The following is a 17,032-nucleotide window of genomic DNA, read 5'->3' as shown; positions in this document are numbered from 1 at the left end:
CGTGAGGTGCGCTCCCGTCCGTCGGTGCTCACGCGCCGGCGGATGAGGGCGCGCCTCACTTGTTCGAGGGTGCTGACGTGTTACACATTGACTGCGGCCCGAGCGCACAGCGCACGGTGACACCGGCGGGGAGGGCAGTCCCATGAGATTCGTTCCGCGCCACCACCTCCGAGTAGGATCCTGACGCATGGCCACTGCTGTTCCGATCGTGCTCCTCGCAGTCGGAGGTCTCGCCGCACTGGCCCTCGTCGTTCTCGTGCTCCGGATGATGCCCCGCGCGGCATTCGTCGTCTGGGCGTGCGTGCTCTTCTTCGTCCCCCTCTGGGTGGGGGTGAACATCGGCTTCTACTGGGCCGCGATCACGCTCCTCACGGCACTGCTGATCCTCGTCAACTGGTCGATCGTCCCGCTGCGGGCGGCCGATGCGTGGGTGGCGGTGTTCATCATCGTCATCGTCGGCCTGTACGCCTTCGGCTCCGTGGACCTCGCGTCTCTCGTCGCTGCGCTACTCGAATGGGTGATCCCCTACATCTGGGGCCGCGTGGTGCTCGCCCGGGTCGGCACCGCGTGGGTGACCTCGACCATCGCGATCGTTGCCGTGGTCGCCGCGGCACTCGCCGTCGTCGAGTTCTTCACGTCGTTCAACCCGTTCGTGCTCATACCGGGGTCGGGGGTCATCTACGACACCTGGAGCCCGCTGCAGGAGCGCGGAGGGGTCCTGAGGGCGGAGGGTGCTTTCGGGCATTCGATCGCGCTCGGTGCGGCCCTGGCCATGTCTTCGGCGTTCGTCGTCGCGACCAGGTGGCGGCTCGTTCCGAAGATCAGCGGGGTGGTGATCATCGCGGTGGCCACGGTCCTCACCTTCAGCCGTGTGGGTCTCCTGACACTCGTCCTCACGCTCATCCTGTCCACGTTCCTGATCGTCGGCGTCTCCACCCGTTTCCGGGCGACCGTCGCCGTGGCCGGTGTGATCGGAACGGCCATCGTGATCCCCATCATCGATACGGTCTTCGGGGCAGCGGGGGAGGAAGCGGGCGGCAGTGCGGACTATCGAACGGACCTGCTCGTGCTCCTCGAACAGGTGCAGGTCTTCGGCAACCCGGGCGACTGGCACTCCCTGGTCTCGGGCGACTACTACCTCGGCTACTTCGCCAGATCCGTCGACAATGCGCTGGTCCTCACCCTGCTGAGGTACGGATATGTGCCGACCTTCCTCATCATGGCTGCCGTCGTCTGCGCCGCGTGGATGGCGCTGAGACGTTCGACGCGAAGCCCCGCAGCGCTCGCGGTCGTCGGACAACTTCCGAGCCTCGTGGTGGTCGCCCTCATCACGCAGTACAGCATGTTCCTCTGGTTCTGCGTCGGCCTGGCCATCACCTGGGCCAGAGACTCTGCCGTGCTCCGAGGGTCCGACGAACCGGCCACGCGCGTCGATATCGGCGCACCGGAGGGGCTGCGGCTGCCGAGCAGCGCCCCGCCGTCGTACCCACGAGCGTGAGGGTGCGGAAACGTTGACTCATCTAGAATCGAAATCTCAGGGGGAATGGGGAACCATGGGCGAGAGCCGGGTCAGTCTGCGTGTCATCGCGAGTTCGTTGCGCAAGTTCTGGTGGCTGATCGTGCTGTCCGCCGTTCTCGGTGCAGCGGGGTCCTACGGATACGCGTCGCTGCAGACGCCGCTCTTCCAGGCGACGACCTCCCTGTATTTCGCTCTCAACCAGGGAACCAGCGCCTCCGACCTCAACCAGGGATCGGTGTACACGCAGAGCCAGATGCTGTCGTTCGCTCAGCTCGCCACCAGCTCGCGCGTGCTCGATCCCGTCATCGAAGAGCTCGACCTCGACACCACTGCGCGTGCTCTGGCCCGGGACATCGAGGTGTCGATCCCGCAGAGCACTGTCACGCTCCGGGTCACCGGAATCGCGGACGACGCAGAAGCATCGGCCGACCTGGCGAACGCCGTCGCCGACCAGCTCATCGTGGCCGTCAAGGACGTGGCTCCCAAGGATCCGCAGGGGGAGTCCACGATCACCGCGCAGGTGATCGACGACGCGGTCGTGCCGGAGTTCCAGTTCACCCCGAGCAAGCCTCGTGACGCCCTTCTCGGCGGCTTCCTCGGCGGGGTGCTCGGCCTGGCCGTCGCCATCCTGATCGGGGTGCTCGACACCCGGGTGCGCAACGAGGAGACGCTCACACAGGCGGGGGGCGACCCCGTGCTCGGTGTCGTGTCGAAGTCCCCGCTGCTGGTCACGCGCGGCATCGCCGTGGCACAGGAGCCGCTGGGGCACACCTCGGAGGAGTTCCGTCGCATCCGCTCCGCGCTCGCCTATGCGAATGTGTCGTCGCGCGTGAAGGTGCTCCTGGTCACGTCGGGCATGCCGGCCGAGGGCAAGTCGACGGTGTCGGTGAACCTGGCCATGACGCTCGCGGGTCTCCGCAACTCCGTGCTGCTGATCGACGCCGACATGCGCCGCCCGCGTGCGCACGAGCACGCCGGCATCGACGGCTCGATCGGTCTCACGAGCGTGCTGCTCGACGAGGTCGAGTTCGAGGTGGCCAAGCACAGCGTCGCCGACAGCACGCTGGACATCCTGCCCGCCGGCACCGTGCCTCCCAACCCCGCCGAACTTCTCACGTCGTCGCGCATGGCGCAGCTGCTCGATTTCGCCGCAGCGGAGTACGACTACGTCGTGATCGACTCTCCCCCGACGCTGAGCGTCGCGGACGCGAATCTCTTCGCCACGCAGACCGACGGCGTCATCCTCGTCGTCGACGCGACCAAGACGCGCCGTGCCGCGCTGACGAAGAGCATCAGGTCGCTCGAGTCGGGTGGCGCACGCATCCTCGGGACCGTGCTGAACAGGGCCCGCCCCGACCGTCATCGTAGTGAGTACTACAGCGATTGACCGCCGACCCGGGTTCACGCCATCATGGCGTGTATATCGGCCGGAAGGCGGTGCCCGTTTGTCTTTGCCTCCTGAGCCGGTTACTCTTCATGAGTTGCGAGGGGGACTCGCACTTCACCGCCGGGGTGTAAACAGCGGCGTGGTGCTGGTTGATCGTTGAACCTGCCCCAGAAAACGGTGACATCATGTCCTTTCCGTTCCTTGAGCTCGCCTCATCCCCAAAGAACTCCCGACGACCTCCACAACACCGCCGGCGAGCGGTCGCCGGCGCTCTCGCCGCCGTGCTGGGAGTCACAGCCGCGCTGACGTCTGTACCGGTAGCCGCATCGGCCGATGTGTCGCAGGGAGCGACGCGACCTGCAGCGGCTGCTCCCGCCCCGGTCATCGACGACGACATGGACCGCACCGTCGGCTCCGGATGGGGATCATCGGCCGTCGGCGCGTGGCGCGTAATCGAGGGCGCCTCCAGCGTCACGGGAGACGTGGCTCTGCTGGCGAGCCGTAAGCCGGGGATCACCGCGCGGGCGACCGTGACCGGCGTCTCGGCAGCCGACGTCGACAGCAAGTTCTCGCTCTCGATCCCGAAGCTGCCCGTCGGCGGTCCGATCTACCTCGCGCAGGCGGTGCGCGTCTCCGGGAAGGACTCCTACGGCGTGCGGGTGCGTGTGCACCCCGATGGCTCGGCTTACGTGTCCGTCGTTCGACTCACTGACCTCACCGGGGTCCAGAGCCTCGCCGAGCGTCGCCTTCCGGTGACCGTGAAGAGTGGAACCTCGCTGGACGTCGCGTTCCGAGTGACCGGCACCAACCCCGTCGCCCTCTCGGCGAAAGCCTGGGTCTCGGGTGCCGCAGAGCCGTCGGCCTGGCAGGTCTCGCACTCGGATGCATCATCCGCACGCCTGCAGAAGCCGGGTGGATACGCCTTCGCGCTCTACACCTCTTCCGGGGCGAAGTCGGCAGTGCCCGTCGGCATCGACGACATCCGCGCCACCGCCATCGCTGCTCCGACGCCTGCTCCGGCGCCTGCGCCGGCCCCTACCCGTCCGCCGGCACCGGCTCCGACTCCGGCCCCCACCCCTGCGCCGACCCCCGCGCCTGCCCCGACCCCTGTGCCGGCGCCCGTTCCCGTCACTCCCGCGACGCCGGCAGGCGTGCGCGGTGAGCCGGGTGCACGAATCCCGGGCTCGCTCTCCTACGACGCCCCGGCGACGGCGATCTATGCCGCTCCCACGGGCTCGGATGGCGCTGCCGGCACCAAGAACTCGCCGGTCAGGACGATCGAAGCCGCGCTGCGCCTGGTCCCGAACGGGGGGACCATCGTTCTGCGCGGAGGTATCTACCACGAGCAGATCGTGATCCCGCCGCAGAAGAAGGTCACCATCCAGCCGGCGTCGAACGAGGCGGTCTGGCTCGACGGAGCGAAGCCCGTCACCGGGTGGAAGCCCTCGGGAAGCACCTGGGTGGTCGACGGCTGGACGACGAAGCTCGACTCGAGCCCGACCTACACCAAGGGCGCCCCCGACTACACCCAGGCCGACTGGCGCTTCATCGACCCCGCGCATCCGATGGCTGCTCATCCGGACCAGGTCTGGGTGGCAGGCGCGCAGTTGCGCGAGGTCGGCACCGCGGCGCAGGTGAAGGCGGGGACCTTCTTCGTCGACGACGCGGCGAAGCGACTCGTGATCGGCACGAACCCCACGGGTAAGGCGGTCGAGGCGAGCGTGCTCTCGCAGGCCCTCTCGATCCGCTCGGCCGGGTCGGAGATCCGCGGGATCGGCGTGCGTCGATATGCCACCTCCGTTCCCGAGATGGGCACGGTGATCGCGGCGGCGGCCGACGTGTCGCTCACCGATGTGACGATCCGCGACAACTCCACCACCGGTTTCTACTCGTGGTCTCCGCGCACCAAATTGACCCGGGTGTCGTTGATCGGCAACGGACTGCTCGGCGGAGGAGCCTCGCAGGCCGACGGGCTCAAGGTGACGCAGATGCTCTCGACGGGGAACAACTCCGAGGGCTTCAATCACTCTCCGGTGTCGGGCGCCTTCAAGGTCACGCGAACTCAGAAGGTGACGGTGGCCGACAGTGCGTTCACCGCCAACAACGGGCGAGGCCCGTGGTTCGACGAGTCCGTCGTCGACATCGCCTTCACGGGCAACGACGTGATCGGCAACACGGGTCATGGTGTCATGGTCGAGCTGTCCGAGCGTGCGGTCGTCGCCGACAACATCATCGCGCGCAACGGCGACTTCGGGCTCTTCGTACTCAACTCCGGGAACGTGAAGATCTGGAACAACACCTTCGTCGGTAACGCGAACCGCAACATCAGCATCGGACAGGACGCGCGCAGCGCCTCCGATCCGAACGCGGCGGGCCACGACCCCCGGACGAGATACGCGCCGCTGGCGCCGTGGACCGTGCGCAACACCGTGGTGTCGAACAATGTCATCGCGGAGAGCGCCGGCAACTGTCTCGTGTGCGTGCAGGACTACTCGCTGAGATTCACCGGCGCGCAGATGGTGTCGAGCATCGACGGCAACCTGTATCACCGCACGGCGCCGGGCACACCGAGATGGTTCTCGGCATGGTCCCGGGGTGCGGCGTCGAAGGACCCCGCGGTCGCCGACACGCTCGCGGCCTTCACCGCCGCGACCGGGCAGGACCGTCGATCGCAGTTCGTCGAGGGCGCGAGCGTCGTCAACGGTGGGTTCACGCTGCTCGCCACCCGGGCGTCCGCAGGGGTCCCGGTGCCGGCGGATATCGCCTCGGTATCGCGACTCCCCGTCAACGGCGCGTCGCTGGGAGCCCGGCAGCGGTGACGATGTAGGTATGGGTTCACTTCTCGCTGTCGGCGCCCGCGCGCTGACGATGGTCATCGCGCTTGTCTGTGGCGTTCTCACGACGCGCATGATCATCGGAGGCGCGGGCGTCGACAGCTTCGCCCTCTACACACTGCTCACCACGATCCCCTCGCTGCTGACGTTCACCGACCTCGGCAGCGGGGCGGTCCTGGTCAACGCCGTCGCGACGAGCGACGACGTGCGCACCGACGAGAAGCTGAGGTACCAGCTCACCTCCGTCGGACGCGTGCTGCTCATGTTCGCGGCCAGCGCGATGGCGATCAACACCGTCCTCGTCCTCACCGGCGCTTGGGAGCTGGTCTTCGGAGAGGCCGGGGGACGCCCCGGCGCGTCGCTGGCGGCGTTCTACTGCGTGACGATCTTCTGCCTGGGGATCCCGCTCGGCGTCTGGGTGCGCATCATGCTCGGACAGCGTCGCAACCACGTCGTGATCCTGCTCCAAGGCTTGATCTCGCCGCTCACGATGGCCGGGGTGTGGCTGATCCTCACGTTCGGCGGGGAGAACCTCCATTCGTTCGTCGCGATCGCCTCGTTCGCTGCGTCCTTCCTCGTTTCCGTGCTGGGCCTCCTGATCACGGCGCGCACGACGTCACCGCTGATCCCGTCGGCCGTGCGGATGGTTCTGCGTCCGCGACGTTTTCCCGGCGTGCGCGTGATGGACGTCGGTTGGCCGATGCTCGCCCAGATGGTGACGTATCCCATCGCCGTGGGATCCCAGCGATACGTCATAGCTCAGCTCGGCGGACCGACCGATGTCGCCGAATACGGCGTGGCCGGACAGGTCTTCTTCGCGCTGAACGGGCTGGTGATGGCCGGTGGTCTGGCTCTGTGGCCGCATTTCGCTCGAATGCGGCACGACGGCGGTCTCCGGCGTGGCCCGTTCCTGCTCTCCGCCTTGTTCGCCGCCGCCATCGCTGCCGCGACAGTCATGGTCTGGCTGGTCGGACCGTGGCTCTTCGGATTCATCACGCAGGGCGAGTTGACGGTGCGTCCGAGCACCATCTTCGCCTTCGGCCTCATGATCATGATGACCGCGGCGGTGTACCCGCTGGGAATGTTCATCATGGACAAGCCCGGCATCCGCTTCCAGGTGATCCCCACCCTGAGCATGGCCGCTGTGGGAATCGGACTCTCCTTCGTCCTGACGCCCGTGCTCGGAATCGCCGGACCTCTGATCGGCGTCGCGTTCGCGTTGCTGGTGTGCCAGCTGATCCCGTTCTCGATCTACATCGTGCGGCACAAGACCCGGCTCACCGTCGGCAGCCAGGAATCGGTGCCGCAGCCGAGCGACGACGTCGCGTAGACGGGGGTCCGCGCGCTGCCGCAGCCGGTCAGGGCAGGACGTGTGCCGTGATGCTCGCGCGATACACGTCAGGCGCGTGGCGGCGGAGTGCCTCCGCGCGGCTGTCCGCGACGGTCGACACGATCTCGTTCCACCGCGCGTGGATGTCGGTCAGCGCGGCGGCGATCGATTCCGCATCGCCTGGGGTGACCAGTTGAGCGGTCGCGTAGCCGCCCGCTGCCTCTCGGAGCCCGCTGCTGTCACTCGCGATCACGGGGCGCAGAGCAAGGATGCCCTCGACCGCGGTGTTCCCGAACGGCTCGTCGACGCGGGACGGGACGACGAGCACATCCGCTTCGGCGAGGAACGGCCAGATCGTGGAGTGGAAGCCGGCGAAGTCGACGGAGACGCCCGCCGCTGCGGCCTGTTCGCGAAGGTCGCGCTCGAACCACTCGTATCCTTCGAAGACCGCACCGAGGAGCGTGACCTCGACCTCGCGACCCGTGGTGTGCAGCGCCGAGGCTGCCTCGATGACGAGGTCCGGACCCTTACGCGGAGACAGCCGACCGATGTAGAGCACACGGAGGGCCCGCTCGATGCGTGGACGGGGTGAGATCGGTTGCGGAGGCGAGGCGACGCCGTTGTAGACCACGTGTGAGCGGCGGGCGAGAGCGGGCAGCGCGGTGCGGATCGTGTCGAGACTGAACCGGCTGTTCACGATCGTGCGCTCAGAGGCCAGGTGGGGGGAGTAGAGGATGCCGTTCACCAGCTTGTTGCCCGACGCCTCGGCCTCGTGTACATGGCTCACCGAGCGGGTCCGCCTCAGCCGGGCGACCAGCGGCCACTGGGGGATGATGATCGTCGAGACGTACACGACGTCGGGGCGCAGCCGGCCGATCAGGCGCCAGGCTGCTCCGAGACCCCGGAAGGTGTCGCGGAAGAGGCGGGGCAGTCCGCGCGGGGTCAGCAGGACCTTGCGCAGAACGAGCATCGGGAGGATGACGACTTCGGCACCGGCCGCGCGCAGTTCCGGGACGAGAAGCCCCGAGCTCGGCAGTGCGACCACGACCCGTGCGCCCGCCGCGACGAGGCCGATCGCGCTCTCGAGCAACATGCGGTCCGAGCCGAACAGCTCGGCGCCGGGGTGTACGAGAAGGACCGTGCGCTGGTCTCCGTCGCCGCTCATCGCGTCGCCGGATCCGCTGGAGTGGGCGACCAATCGGTGGTGCGCCGACGTGCCTGTCGAGCTGAGGAGTGGATGCTCGATCCCTCCGCGAGCCTGCGCGCGAGCGCTTCGTATTCGTCCGCGACATCGTCCCAACGGAACCGGGTGCGCGCGATCTCCTGCACGGTCTTCCCGTGTGAGGCGGTCAGGTCCGGGGCGGCCTCCGCCGCGACGACCTGAGCTGCGACGTCGGCGGCGTCGGTGAAGAACCACCCGTTGCCGTCGAGCACTTCGCGGTTGAAGGGAACATCGAAGCCGATCACTGCCGTTCCGGCACCCATGGCGCGCAGGAGGGAAGGGTTCGTGCCACCCACCGAGTGGCCGTGCAGGTACGTCAGCGCATTCGCGTACAGGGCGTCGAGCAACTCCTGGTCGTATACGCCGCCGACGAGCCGGATCCGGTCGTCGCCGTCCGCCACGCGCTGGATCTCCTGGGTGTATCCGGCGCTGTACGGTGCCGACCCGACGACGACGAGCGGCAGCGTCGCGTCGCTGTCACGATAGCCTTCGACGATCTCCAGCACGTGGTTCTCGGGCTCGAACCTGGCAACGACCAGGTGATAGCCGCCCGGCGTGACTCCCATCTCGGCGACACCGCGTTCGGGTAGCTCTTCGAGGATCGGGGCGCCGTAGCGGATCATCTCCGTCGGGACGTCGAACTGATGGCGATAGTAGTCGGCGATCCCCGGCGCATCCGCGATCAGGGCGTCGGCGGTGCGGACGCCGAACTGCTCTGCCCAGCGATAGTAGGCCCTGCCGCGCGGACCCCATTTCGACCGCCTCCACTCGAGTCCGTCCATGTGCAGGGCGACGGGGGCGCGACGCAGGCGGAGGAGCGGGAGAAAGGGCGAGTTGGCGGCATTGAAAACGAAGGTCGCATCAGGACGGCGCCGAAAGACGAGGTGCAGCGCCGAGAGCCCGGTGTGGCTGAGCGTCTCGATCTGCTTCACGGGAACGGCAGGAAGGTGTACGACCCTCATGCCGAGGTACTCCTTCTCCCGTCGCTCCGATCCGCGGGTGTAGACGACGACGTCGTGACCGCGGTCCGCGAGACGGCGGCCGACTTCCTCGACCGCCGTCTCGAATCCGCCGTAAGCCGCGGGCACTCCTCGGGTCCCCACCATCGCGATGGTGAGGCGGTTCGAATTGCTCATCCGATCAGTATGCCCCGCTGGGCTGCACCATGACCTTGGCGGTGCGCCACATGATCTGCAGATCGTTCATCACGGACCAGTTCTCGACATACCGCAGATCGAGTCGCACGCTCTCGTCCCAGGAGAGATCGCTGCGCCCGGAGACCTGCCACAGACCGGTGATCCCGGGCTTGATGTAGAGGCGGCGGAAGACCGTGCCGTCGTATGCGGTGACCTCGCTCGGCAGCGGCGGGCGGGGCCCGACGACGCTCATGTCGCCCACGAGGACGTTCCAGAACTGCGGCAGTTCGTCGAGCGAGAGCTTGCGCAGCACTCGTCCTACACGGGTGACGCGCGGGTCGTCCTTCATCTTGAAGAGAAGGCCGGCGCCCTCGTTCTGTGCCTTGAGCGCGGCGAGCTGCTGCTCGGCGTCGGTCTTCATCGAGCGGAACTTGACTATCTTGAAGCGGCGTCCGTCGCGGCCGACCCGCTCCTGGAAGAAGAAGACCGGTCCCGGCGAATCGAGCTTGATCAGCAGCGCCAGCACCGGGGCGAGCAGAGCGATCGGGATGAGCGCCACAGTCGCCACTGCGGCGTCCAGCGCGCGCTTGAGCAGGTGCTGGCCTCCTTCGTACCGCGGGATCTGCACCTGGATGAGGGGCAGTCCTTCGACGGGGGCGAAGGAGATGCGCGGACCTGCCACATCGGTGAGTCGGCTCGACAGCACGAGTTCGGCAGCGGTCCCTTCGAGCTGCCAGCTCAGCTGCTTCACGAACTCGGGCTCGCCTTCGGGGCGGCTCGCCACGATGATCGTGTCCGCACCGACCTCGGCGGCAACCGACGACACGGAGTTCACGTTCCCCAGAACCGGGAACCTCGTGTCGCCGACCTCGATGTCACGCGCGTTGCCGTCGAGCAGCGTCGCGCCCACCACCTGGTAACCGGAGGCGCCGATCGGGTGCAGCGTGCGCACCACGTATTCGACGTCGTCCCGGTTGCCCACGACGAGCGTCCGGGAGGCGAACCGCCCGTGCGAACGCTGCGTCTGCAGCCAGTGGCGCCACATCCACCGGGTCACGAGAAGAGTCAACACACCGATGGGCAGCCCCAGCAGCAGCATCGGTTGCATCGACTCCCATGCGAGCAGCACCGCCACGATGGCGATGATCCCGAAGGCGAGCCCGCTGGCGTGGACCACGCCTCGGTACTCGGTGGCACTCGCGCGGAACAGCGCGGCGTCCCGCGTGTGCAGCCCGCTCAGCATGAGGTACCACAGAGCGGCGAGCGGAACGGCGCCGCTCAGCACCTCGATCGCCGAGACACCGATGGACAGCTGGACTGCTGCCGCCAGACCGACGGCGAACAGGATGACGGCTGCATCCGTCAGCCGCAGCCGGATCCGGTAGCGACGTTCCCACTGTCGGCGCCTCTCCAAGGTCGCCGAAGTGCGCGGTGTGACCACCGTGCGCGTCACCGACTTGGTGGCTCGCGGAGCAGCGACCGGCACGAAGCCCGTACGAGCGATGCTCAGAGCATCCTCGACGGAAGTCATGCCGAGGCCCCTTGAGCCGTGAATGTACGCAGAATTCCCCAGTGCGTCATTTGATTCCCCAGATTTCCCCAGACCATGAACCCCACGTTCACGGCATTCGTCTGCGTCCCGACCCCTCGGGTCCTGCTGAAACTCTCTGTGATTCCCACATCACGGAGGGCGTTTTCACCGTCCCACACGGTGATCGCTGACAGCAGGCACTGCAGACTTTCTTACTGTAGCGGAACCTCCCTATGAATCGGAAGTATTTCTTACGAATGGATGAAACCGGCCTCCGAACGGGTGTCGGGCGAGCGCTATTCTGTGGCGGTGACCGCCGAATCCACCGCCTCGCGCTTCCGGCTCCGCACGATGTCGCCACGCGATCCCGCACAGCCGCATCGCACCGCGAGCACCCTCGAGCTGTTCTTCGATCTGGTGTTCGTCGTGGCGGTGAGCATCGCCTCCGCGCAGCTGCATCACTCGCTCGGTCACGGGGACTTCCTGCACGGCGTCACGTCCTACGCGATGGTGTTCTTCGCGATCTGGTGGGCGTGGATGAACTTCACGTGGTTCGCCACCTCGTTCGACACCGATGACTGGCTCTACCGTGTGACGACGTTCGTCCAGATGGGAGGAGTCCTCGTTCTCGCCGCCGGCATCCCCGGCGCGTTCGTCGAGGGGGACTTCACGGTTCCGGTGCTCGGCTACGTCGTGATGCGGGTCGCGATGGTCGCGCAGTGGCTGCGTGCCTCGCGCTCCGCCGGAACACTGCGTTCGGCGACGCGACGCTACGCGTTCGGTATCGCGGCGGTGCAAGTGCTGTGGATCCTCTTCCTTCTCATCCCGACCGGACCCCTGCAGTTGACCGCATTCGTGGTTATCGCTCTCATCGAGATCGGTGTCCCGGTGTTCGCCGAGTACCGCCGGCAGACTCCGTGGCATCCGCATCACATCACGGAGCGGTACGGGCTGTTCACGCTGATCGTCCTCGGCGAGAGCCTGCTCGCGTCGGCGAATGCCATCATCGATGCGCTCGACGAGGTCGAGTCCCTCGGCCCGCTGATCGCGATCGCGGTGCTCACCCTCGTGGTCACGGCGTCGCTTTGGTGGATCTACTTCTGGCCTCCTCATCACCGCGCGATCACGACCTTCCGCCGGTCGCTCCGCTACGGCTACACGCACTACTTCGTGTTCGCGGCTGCCGCGGCCTTCTCCGCGGGGATCGAAGTGGAGATCGACGTGCTGACGGGGGAGAGCCATCTGTCCAACCTGGCCGCTTCCTTCACGGTCACTATTCCGATCGCGATCTTCCTCATCGGCATCTGGTGGATCGCGATTCGAGAGAACGCGGACCGCGTCGTGAACACCGTCGTCCCTCTGGGGGCGGTCCTGGTGCTGCTCGACCCCGTGCTCCCGGTCCCGGTGACGCTGACCGCCTTGATCCTCGTCGGCATCGTCGTGGTGCTCGTGGTCCGTCCGCCGGTGGCGCGGGAGCGCATAGACAAGGCATAGGCCGAGCAAAGGGCTCTGATCAGGTGCTCGGGGACCATGGTGACCCACCAACACCGGTCCGCCCGAGAGGAGCCAGATAATGAGCATTCCCGAACCCACCCAGACCCCCGACGGCCCCGCATACGAGGGGCGACTGCTCGACCGCGTCGATGAAGAGGTCGTCGACCAGGGCGCCGCATTCGACATCCGCACGCTGATGAGCAGGCGGGGCGTCCTGGGGCTCGCCGGTCTCGGCCTGGGGGCCGTCGTGCTCGCGGCCTGCGCGCCGGCGGCCTCTGGCGGCGCGTCGAGCACCCCCGCACCGACTGCTTCCCCCGGCGGTGATGCGGGCTCGGCGAGCGTGACCGAGATCCCCGACGAGACAGCGGGACCCTATCCGGGCGACGGGTCGAACGGCCCCGACGTGCTCGAGGACTCGGGCATCGTACGGCAGGACATCAGCTCGTCGATCGACGGAGCGGCGACCGCCGACGGCGTGCCGCTCGTCTTCGAGCTGCAGATCCTCGATCTCGCGAACGGCGGCGTTCCCTTCGCCGGGGTTGCGGTCTACGCGTGGCACTGCACTGCTCAGGGCGAATACTCGATGTACTCCTCCGGCCTGGAAGACGTCACGTACCTGCGTGGTGTGCAGGTGGCCGACGCCGACGGCACGGTGTCGTTCACCTCCGTCTTCCCCGGCTGCTACTCCGGTCGCTGGCCGCACATCCACTTCGAGATCTACCCGGACGTCGCGTCGATCACCGACTCGACGACGGCGATCGCCACGTCGCAGTTGGCCCTTCCGCAGGATGCCTGCGCGGCCGTGTACGCCGAGGCGGCGTACGACGGCTCTGCGCGGAACCTCTCTCAGATCACGCTCGCGAGCGACAACGTGTTCGGTGACGACTCCGGTGCCCTCCAGGTCGCGACGGTCAGCGGGAGCGTTTCGGCGGGCTACGCCGCCTCCCTGCTGGTCGGCGTCGACACGACGACGACACCCACTGCCGGCGCCGCGCCCGGCGGCAGCGAGGGAGGACCGGGAGGCGGCGGGGAGCCCCCGGCGAACTGACCGCGACACGGGCAGTTTCGAGGCCGGAGGATGGTCTGCTATGCTGATCATGCAACGTGTGTGCTTCGCCCCTCTCGGCCGCCACGTCGCCACTGATCAGGGCCGTAAAGGACCGCGCACATCGATGCGTGCGGTATCCGCCTCGATCTCACATCTTGCGGAGCGCCGACGCGTGTCCGCCACACAGCAATGAGCATCACCATGAGCACGACCACCTTTCCCCCATCAGATCCGTTGACCTGGAAGCAGGCCGACACCGATGTGCACGTCGCGACGCGTGCCGGCGAATTCGCCGGCTTCGTCGAGTTCGACGGCACCACGCACCTCGTACGCGACAACCACGGTGCCGATCTCGGTGCCTTCGAGGCCCTCGAGGATGCGTTCCGCGCACTCGAGGACGCGCACGCGCCCACGCGGAATGGATCCGCCTTCTCCCCGATCCTTCCGCGGGCATGGCGGCGCAAGACGCGCCGCGCTCGCGCCTGAAATCAAGGGCTTCACGCACACTGAACGCGGTCCGTCAAGGGGTGCGGATGTATTCCCGAAGGCGCATGCGGGCAGGGCTACTGTGAGGTAAGCGTTGGGCAGCTGCCTTGGGCTTCCACAGCTCAAGGGCTCCGATCGTCAGGAGAAGATCATCTCCATCACACAGATCGAACCGACCGCGGCAACGCTGGGTCCGATTCGTCAGACGTATTCCGGCAACGCGGACTTCCCGCCCATGGCCAAGGCTTACAAGCAGGTGTCGCAGGTGGTCAAGGAGACCGGCCTGCTGCAGCGCACCCAGTGGTTCTACGTCTTCGTGGCCGCCGGTATCGCTGTCGCCCTCGGTGGCCTCATCACGGGCTTCATCCTGCTCGGCGACAGCTGGTTCCAGCTGCTCATCGCCGCGGGACTCGGCATCGTCCTGACGCAGATCGCGTTCCTCGGACATGAGGCCGCGCACCGTCAGATCCTCACCACAGGGCCGGCGAACTTCAAGCTCGCCCGCATCGTCATCGCCAGCATCGGCATGAGCTACTCGTGGTGGGACTCGAAGCACACCAAGCACCACGGAAACCCGAACCAGGTCGGCAAGGACCCCGACATCGAGGTCGACACGATCTCGTTCCTCGAAGAGGACGCCGCGAAGGCGAAGGGCCTGATCAAGCTGATCACCCGCAAGCAGGGCTGGCTCTTCTTCCCGCTGCTCACGCTCGAGGGACTGAACCTCCACTTCCTCGGGCTGAAGTACCTCCTCACCACGAAGAACGTGAAGGGTCGCTGGACCGAGCTCAGCATCATCACGCTGCGATTCGCCCTCATCCTCGTTCCCGTGTTCATGATGCTTCCGCTCGGTATGGCATTCGCCTTCATGGGCGTGCAGTTCGCGGTGTTCGGCGTCTACATGGGAGCCGCGTTCGCACCGAACCACAAGGGCATGCCGATCATCGAGCCCGGTGCCCGTCTCGACTTCTTCACCAAGCAGGTCCGCACCTCCCGCAACATCAGCGGTGGATGGTGGACGACCTGGCTCATGGGCGGCCTCAACTACCAGGTGGAGCACCACCTCTTCCCGAGCATGCCGCGACCGCACCTGGCGAAGGCGCGCGAGATCGTGCGTGACTACTGCGCGGCGAACGACGTGCCGTACACGGAGACCAGCCTCGGCCGCTCGTACATGATCGTGATCGAGTACCTGAACCGCGTCGGACTCTCCGCCGGCGCCGACCCCTTCGACTGCCCCGCAGTGGCGCAGTTCGGTCGACCGTAAACCCCAGACATCACCGGGCCTGATCAGTCCGGCAACGACAGAGGCGCGAGCAGGAATCCCTGCTCGCGCCTCTGTCGTTCGTGCGCCTACTTGGAGGACTTCTTCTTGGTCTCCACCACGTCGATCGTGATCTTCTCGAGCGGGCGGTCGTCGTCGAGTTCGTCTTCGAGGACTTCGTCGCCGAGGAAGGTCTCCTCCGGCGCCTCGTCTGCGCCGGTGTACGCGGGCGCCGGGGCGGCGGGTGCGTCCGCTCCGGTGATCTCCGTGGGCAGCGAGTCGTCCGAGAAGATCCCGTCGGGACGGATGAGCTCCTTGACTTCAGCCATGAAGCTCGACAGCTGCTGCTGCTGCCACCGCAGCTGACGGGTGCGGTCTTCCGCGTCGTGCAGCACCGCGGTGGTGTGACCGGTGACCGAATCGACGATCTTCTGAGCCTTCGCACGAGCGCGCTCGAGGGTCTCGCGGGCACGCACCTGGGCTTCGGCTTCGATGGCCTGTGCCTGCGAGCGGGTCAGGCGCTCGTAGTCCTCGGCGCGAGCGGAGATGCGCTGGGCGTGCTCGAGCGATGCCGAGACCTGCTCGTTCGCGTCGTTGGTGATCCGCTCGGCGTGCGCCACGGCCTGGTTGTGCAGCACGAGGAACTCCTGCTGCGCGTCGTCCTGGCGGCGGGTGAGCGTCTCCTCGAACTCCAGCACGCGGGCGTTCATGTCGCGGACGTCGCGCTCGGCGTCGGCGCGCAGCTGAGTGGTCTCGCGGGTGACGAGGGAGCGCAGGGCTGCTGCGCCCTTCTCGGCCTCGGTACGGATCGCGGTGGCCTCCTGAGCGGCCTGGTTGACCTTTTCTGCGGCATGGGCGGCTTCGCGTTCGATGCGGGCCTCGTGTGCCGTGTACTCGGTGTCCATCTTCAGGCGCACCTGGTCGGCGTCGCGCTGCGCCTGGGCGGTGATCCGCTCGGCGTCGGCCTCGGCCTCGGCACGCTGCGCGGTCACCTCCTCGCGGGCGGAGGTCATCAGACGGTCGGCCTGCACGGCGGCGTTCTGGATGAGCACGTTCGCCTGCTCCTCGGCGACCCGCAGGATCGCCTCGAACTGCTGGCGCGACGGAGCCTCTTCGCCGTCGGGCTGCGGAGCGTCGACGAGTTCGGAGGTGAGAGTCGCGACCTGCTGCTCGGCATCGGATGCCTTTGCGTTCGCCGCCGTCAGCTCGCTCTCGAGCGCTTCGCGGGCCTTGCGCTCCTCTTCGCGCACCGCTTCGACGGCTTCCTCTTCGCGGGCCTGCGCCTCGGCGACGTCGGCGGCGGCCTGCTTGAGCTGGTTGCGAAGGGCCGCGAGCGCGGCGTCGACCTCTCCCTTGTCGTAGCCGCGGAAGCCCACGGTGAACGCGCCCTGCTGGTCACGGGGCGGGGTCTCGATCAGCTGATCGAAGAAGTCCGGCGAGCGCTCGCCGTCGCGGTCGGCGGTTCCGGAGGATTCGCTCATGAGGTTCATGCCTTTCTGGCGTGGCCACACGGCGGAGCTGCGGCTCCATCCCGATGGACGGGATCGTGCGACCGGAGGAGGAGGTCGTCTGGGCTCACGCCACGACCGTGACCCGGCGGAGGTCCGGCAGGGCGGGGCGTGCCTCCCAGCCTAGTTGCGGAGGTCGAATGTTGGGTGTGCGGTTTCAGCGGGCAGCTGCACGGTGCACCGTGGGTGAAGACGGATCCGCCGGTTCCTCGGCGGCGTTCGCGGAAGGATCGCGCAGCCCTGGTACGGTGACGACGGAGGGCATCACGTCCT

General features: G+C 67.3%; 12 protein-coding genes. 8 read left to right on the top strand and 4 right to left on the bottom strand.

What is annotated here, in order from left to right:
• The first annotated feature begins 187 nt into the window (after positions 1–187).
• From GZ67_RS0116690 to GZ67_RS0116675, 4 genes are all read left to right on the top strand, one after another.
• Positions 188–1,498 carry a hypothetical protein gene (locus GZ67_RS0116690; protein ID WP_051662601.1) on the top strand — a complete coding sequence of 437 codons (1,311 nt, stop codon included), beginning with the start codon at positions 188–190 and terminating at the stop codon, positions 1,496–1,498.
• 55 nt (positions 1,499–1,553) lie between these two features.
• A complete protein-coding gene (locus tag GZ67_RS0116685; RefSeq protein WP_029262868.1) occupies positions 1,554–2,906 on the top strand; it encodes a polysaccharide biosynthesis tyrosine autokinase in 1,353 nt (450 codons plus the stop codon).
• Positions 2,907–3,187: 281 nt separating this feature from the next.
• Positions 3,188–5,725 (top strand): right-handed parallel beta-helix repeat-containing protein, encoded by a 2,538-nt coding sequence (locus GZ67_RS0116680; protein ID WP_231481844.1) that lies wholly within the window; start codon positions 3,188–3,190, stop codon positions 5,723–5,725.
• Between the two features lie 10 nt (positions 5,726–5,735).
• Complete coding sequence (locus GZ67_RS0116675) at positions 5,736–7,070, top strand: lipopolysaccharide biosynthesis protein (RefSeq protein ID WP_029262866.1); 1,335 nt, start codon at positions 5,736–5,738, stop codon at positions 7,068–7,070.
• A 28-nt stretch (positions 7,071–7,098) separates the two neighbouring features.
• On the opposite strand, the gene GZ67_RS0116670 is transcribed toward GZ67_RS0116675, so the two are convergent.
• Genes GZ67_RS0116670 through GZ67_RS0116660 form a run of 3 tightly spaced genes read right to left on the bottom strand, consistent with a single transcriptional unit; the run spans position 7,099 to position 10,959 of the window.
• Positions 7,099–8,235, bottom strand: a complete 1,137-nt coding sequence (locus GZ67_RS0116670; protein ID WP_029262865.1) for a glycosyltransferase family 4 protein — start codon at positions 8,233–8,235, stop codon at positions 7,099–7,101.
• Complete coding sequence (locus GZ67_RS0116665) at positions 8,232–9,428, bottom strand: DUF1972 domain-containing protein (protein ID WP_036303775.1); 1,197 nt, start codon at positions 9,426–9,428, stop codon at positions 8,232–8,234. Before GZ67_RS0116665 ends, GZ67_RS0116670 begins: the two co-directional genes overlap by 4 nt.
• A 4-nt stretch (positions 9,429–9,432) precedes the next feature.
• Complete coding sequence (locus GZ67_RS0116660; RefSeq protein ID WP_029262863.1) at positions 9,433–10,959, bottom strand: sugar transferase; 1,527 nt, start codon at positions 10,957–10,959, stop codon at positions 9,433–9,435.
• A 351-nt stretch (positions 10,960–11,310) separates the two neighbouring features.
• Here GZ67_RS0116660 and GZ67_RS0116655 point away from each other — a divergent pair, with 351 nt between their 5' ends.
• The 4 genes from GZ67_RS0116655 to GZ67_RS0116640 all read left to right on the top strand — a co-directional run bounded on the left by GZ67_RS0116655 (position 11,311) and on the right by GZ67_RS0116640 (position 15,254).
• Positions 11,311–12,453, top strand: a complete 1,143-nt coding sequence (locus GZ67_RS0116655) for a low temperature requirement protein A (RefSeq protein WP_029262862.1) — start codon at positions 11,311–11,313, stop codon at positions 12,451–12,453.
• A gap of 79 nt (positions 12,454–12,532) precedes the next feature.
• Positions 12,533–13,501 carry a dioxygenase family protein gene (locus GZ67_RS0116650; RefSeq protein WP_029262861.1) on the top strand — a complete coding sequence of 323 codons (969 nt, stop codon included), beginning with the start codon at positions 12,533–12,535 and terminating at the stop codon, positions 13,499–13,501.
• A gap of 201 nt (positions 13,502–13,702) precedes the next feature.
• The gene (locus GZ67_RS0116645) at positions 13,703–13,987 is read left to right on the top strand and encodes a hypothetical protein (RefSeq protein ID WP_136025630.1); all 285 of its coding nucleotides are present in this window, start codon (positions 13,703–13,705) and stop codon (positions 13,985–13,987) included.
• Between the two features lie 148 nt (positions 13,988–14,135).
• On the top strand, positions 14,136–15,254 hold the full coding sequence (locus GZ67_RS0116640; protein ID WP_231481849.1) for a fatty acid desaturase family protein: 1,119 nt from the start codon (positions 14,136–14,138) through the stop codon (positions 15,252–15,254).
• Between the two features lie 86 nt (positions 15,255–15,340).
• Here GZ67_RS0116640 and GZ67_RS0116635 read toward each other — a convergent pair whose 3' ends face one another.
• Entirely contained in the window at positions 15,341–16,732 is a 1,392-nt protein-coding gene (locus tag GZ67_RS0116635; RefSeq protein WP_029262858.1) for a hypothetical protein, read from the bottom strand.
• Positions 16,733–17,032 lie beyond the last annotated feature (300 nt).

Origin of the sequence: Microbacterium sp. Cr-K20 (genome assembly GCF_000708325.1) — a bacterium.
Lineage (GTDB): Bacteria > Actinomycetota > Actinomycetes > Actinomycetales > Microbacteriaceae > Microbacterium.
The sequence above is the reverse complement of the archived record's forward strand: the minus strand, read 5'-3'. Positions and strand labels throughout refer to the sequence as shown.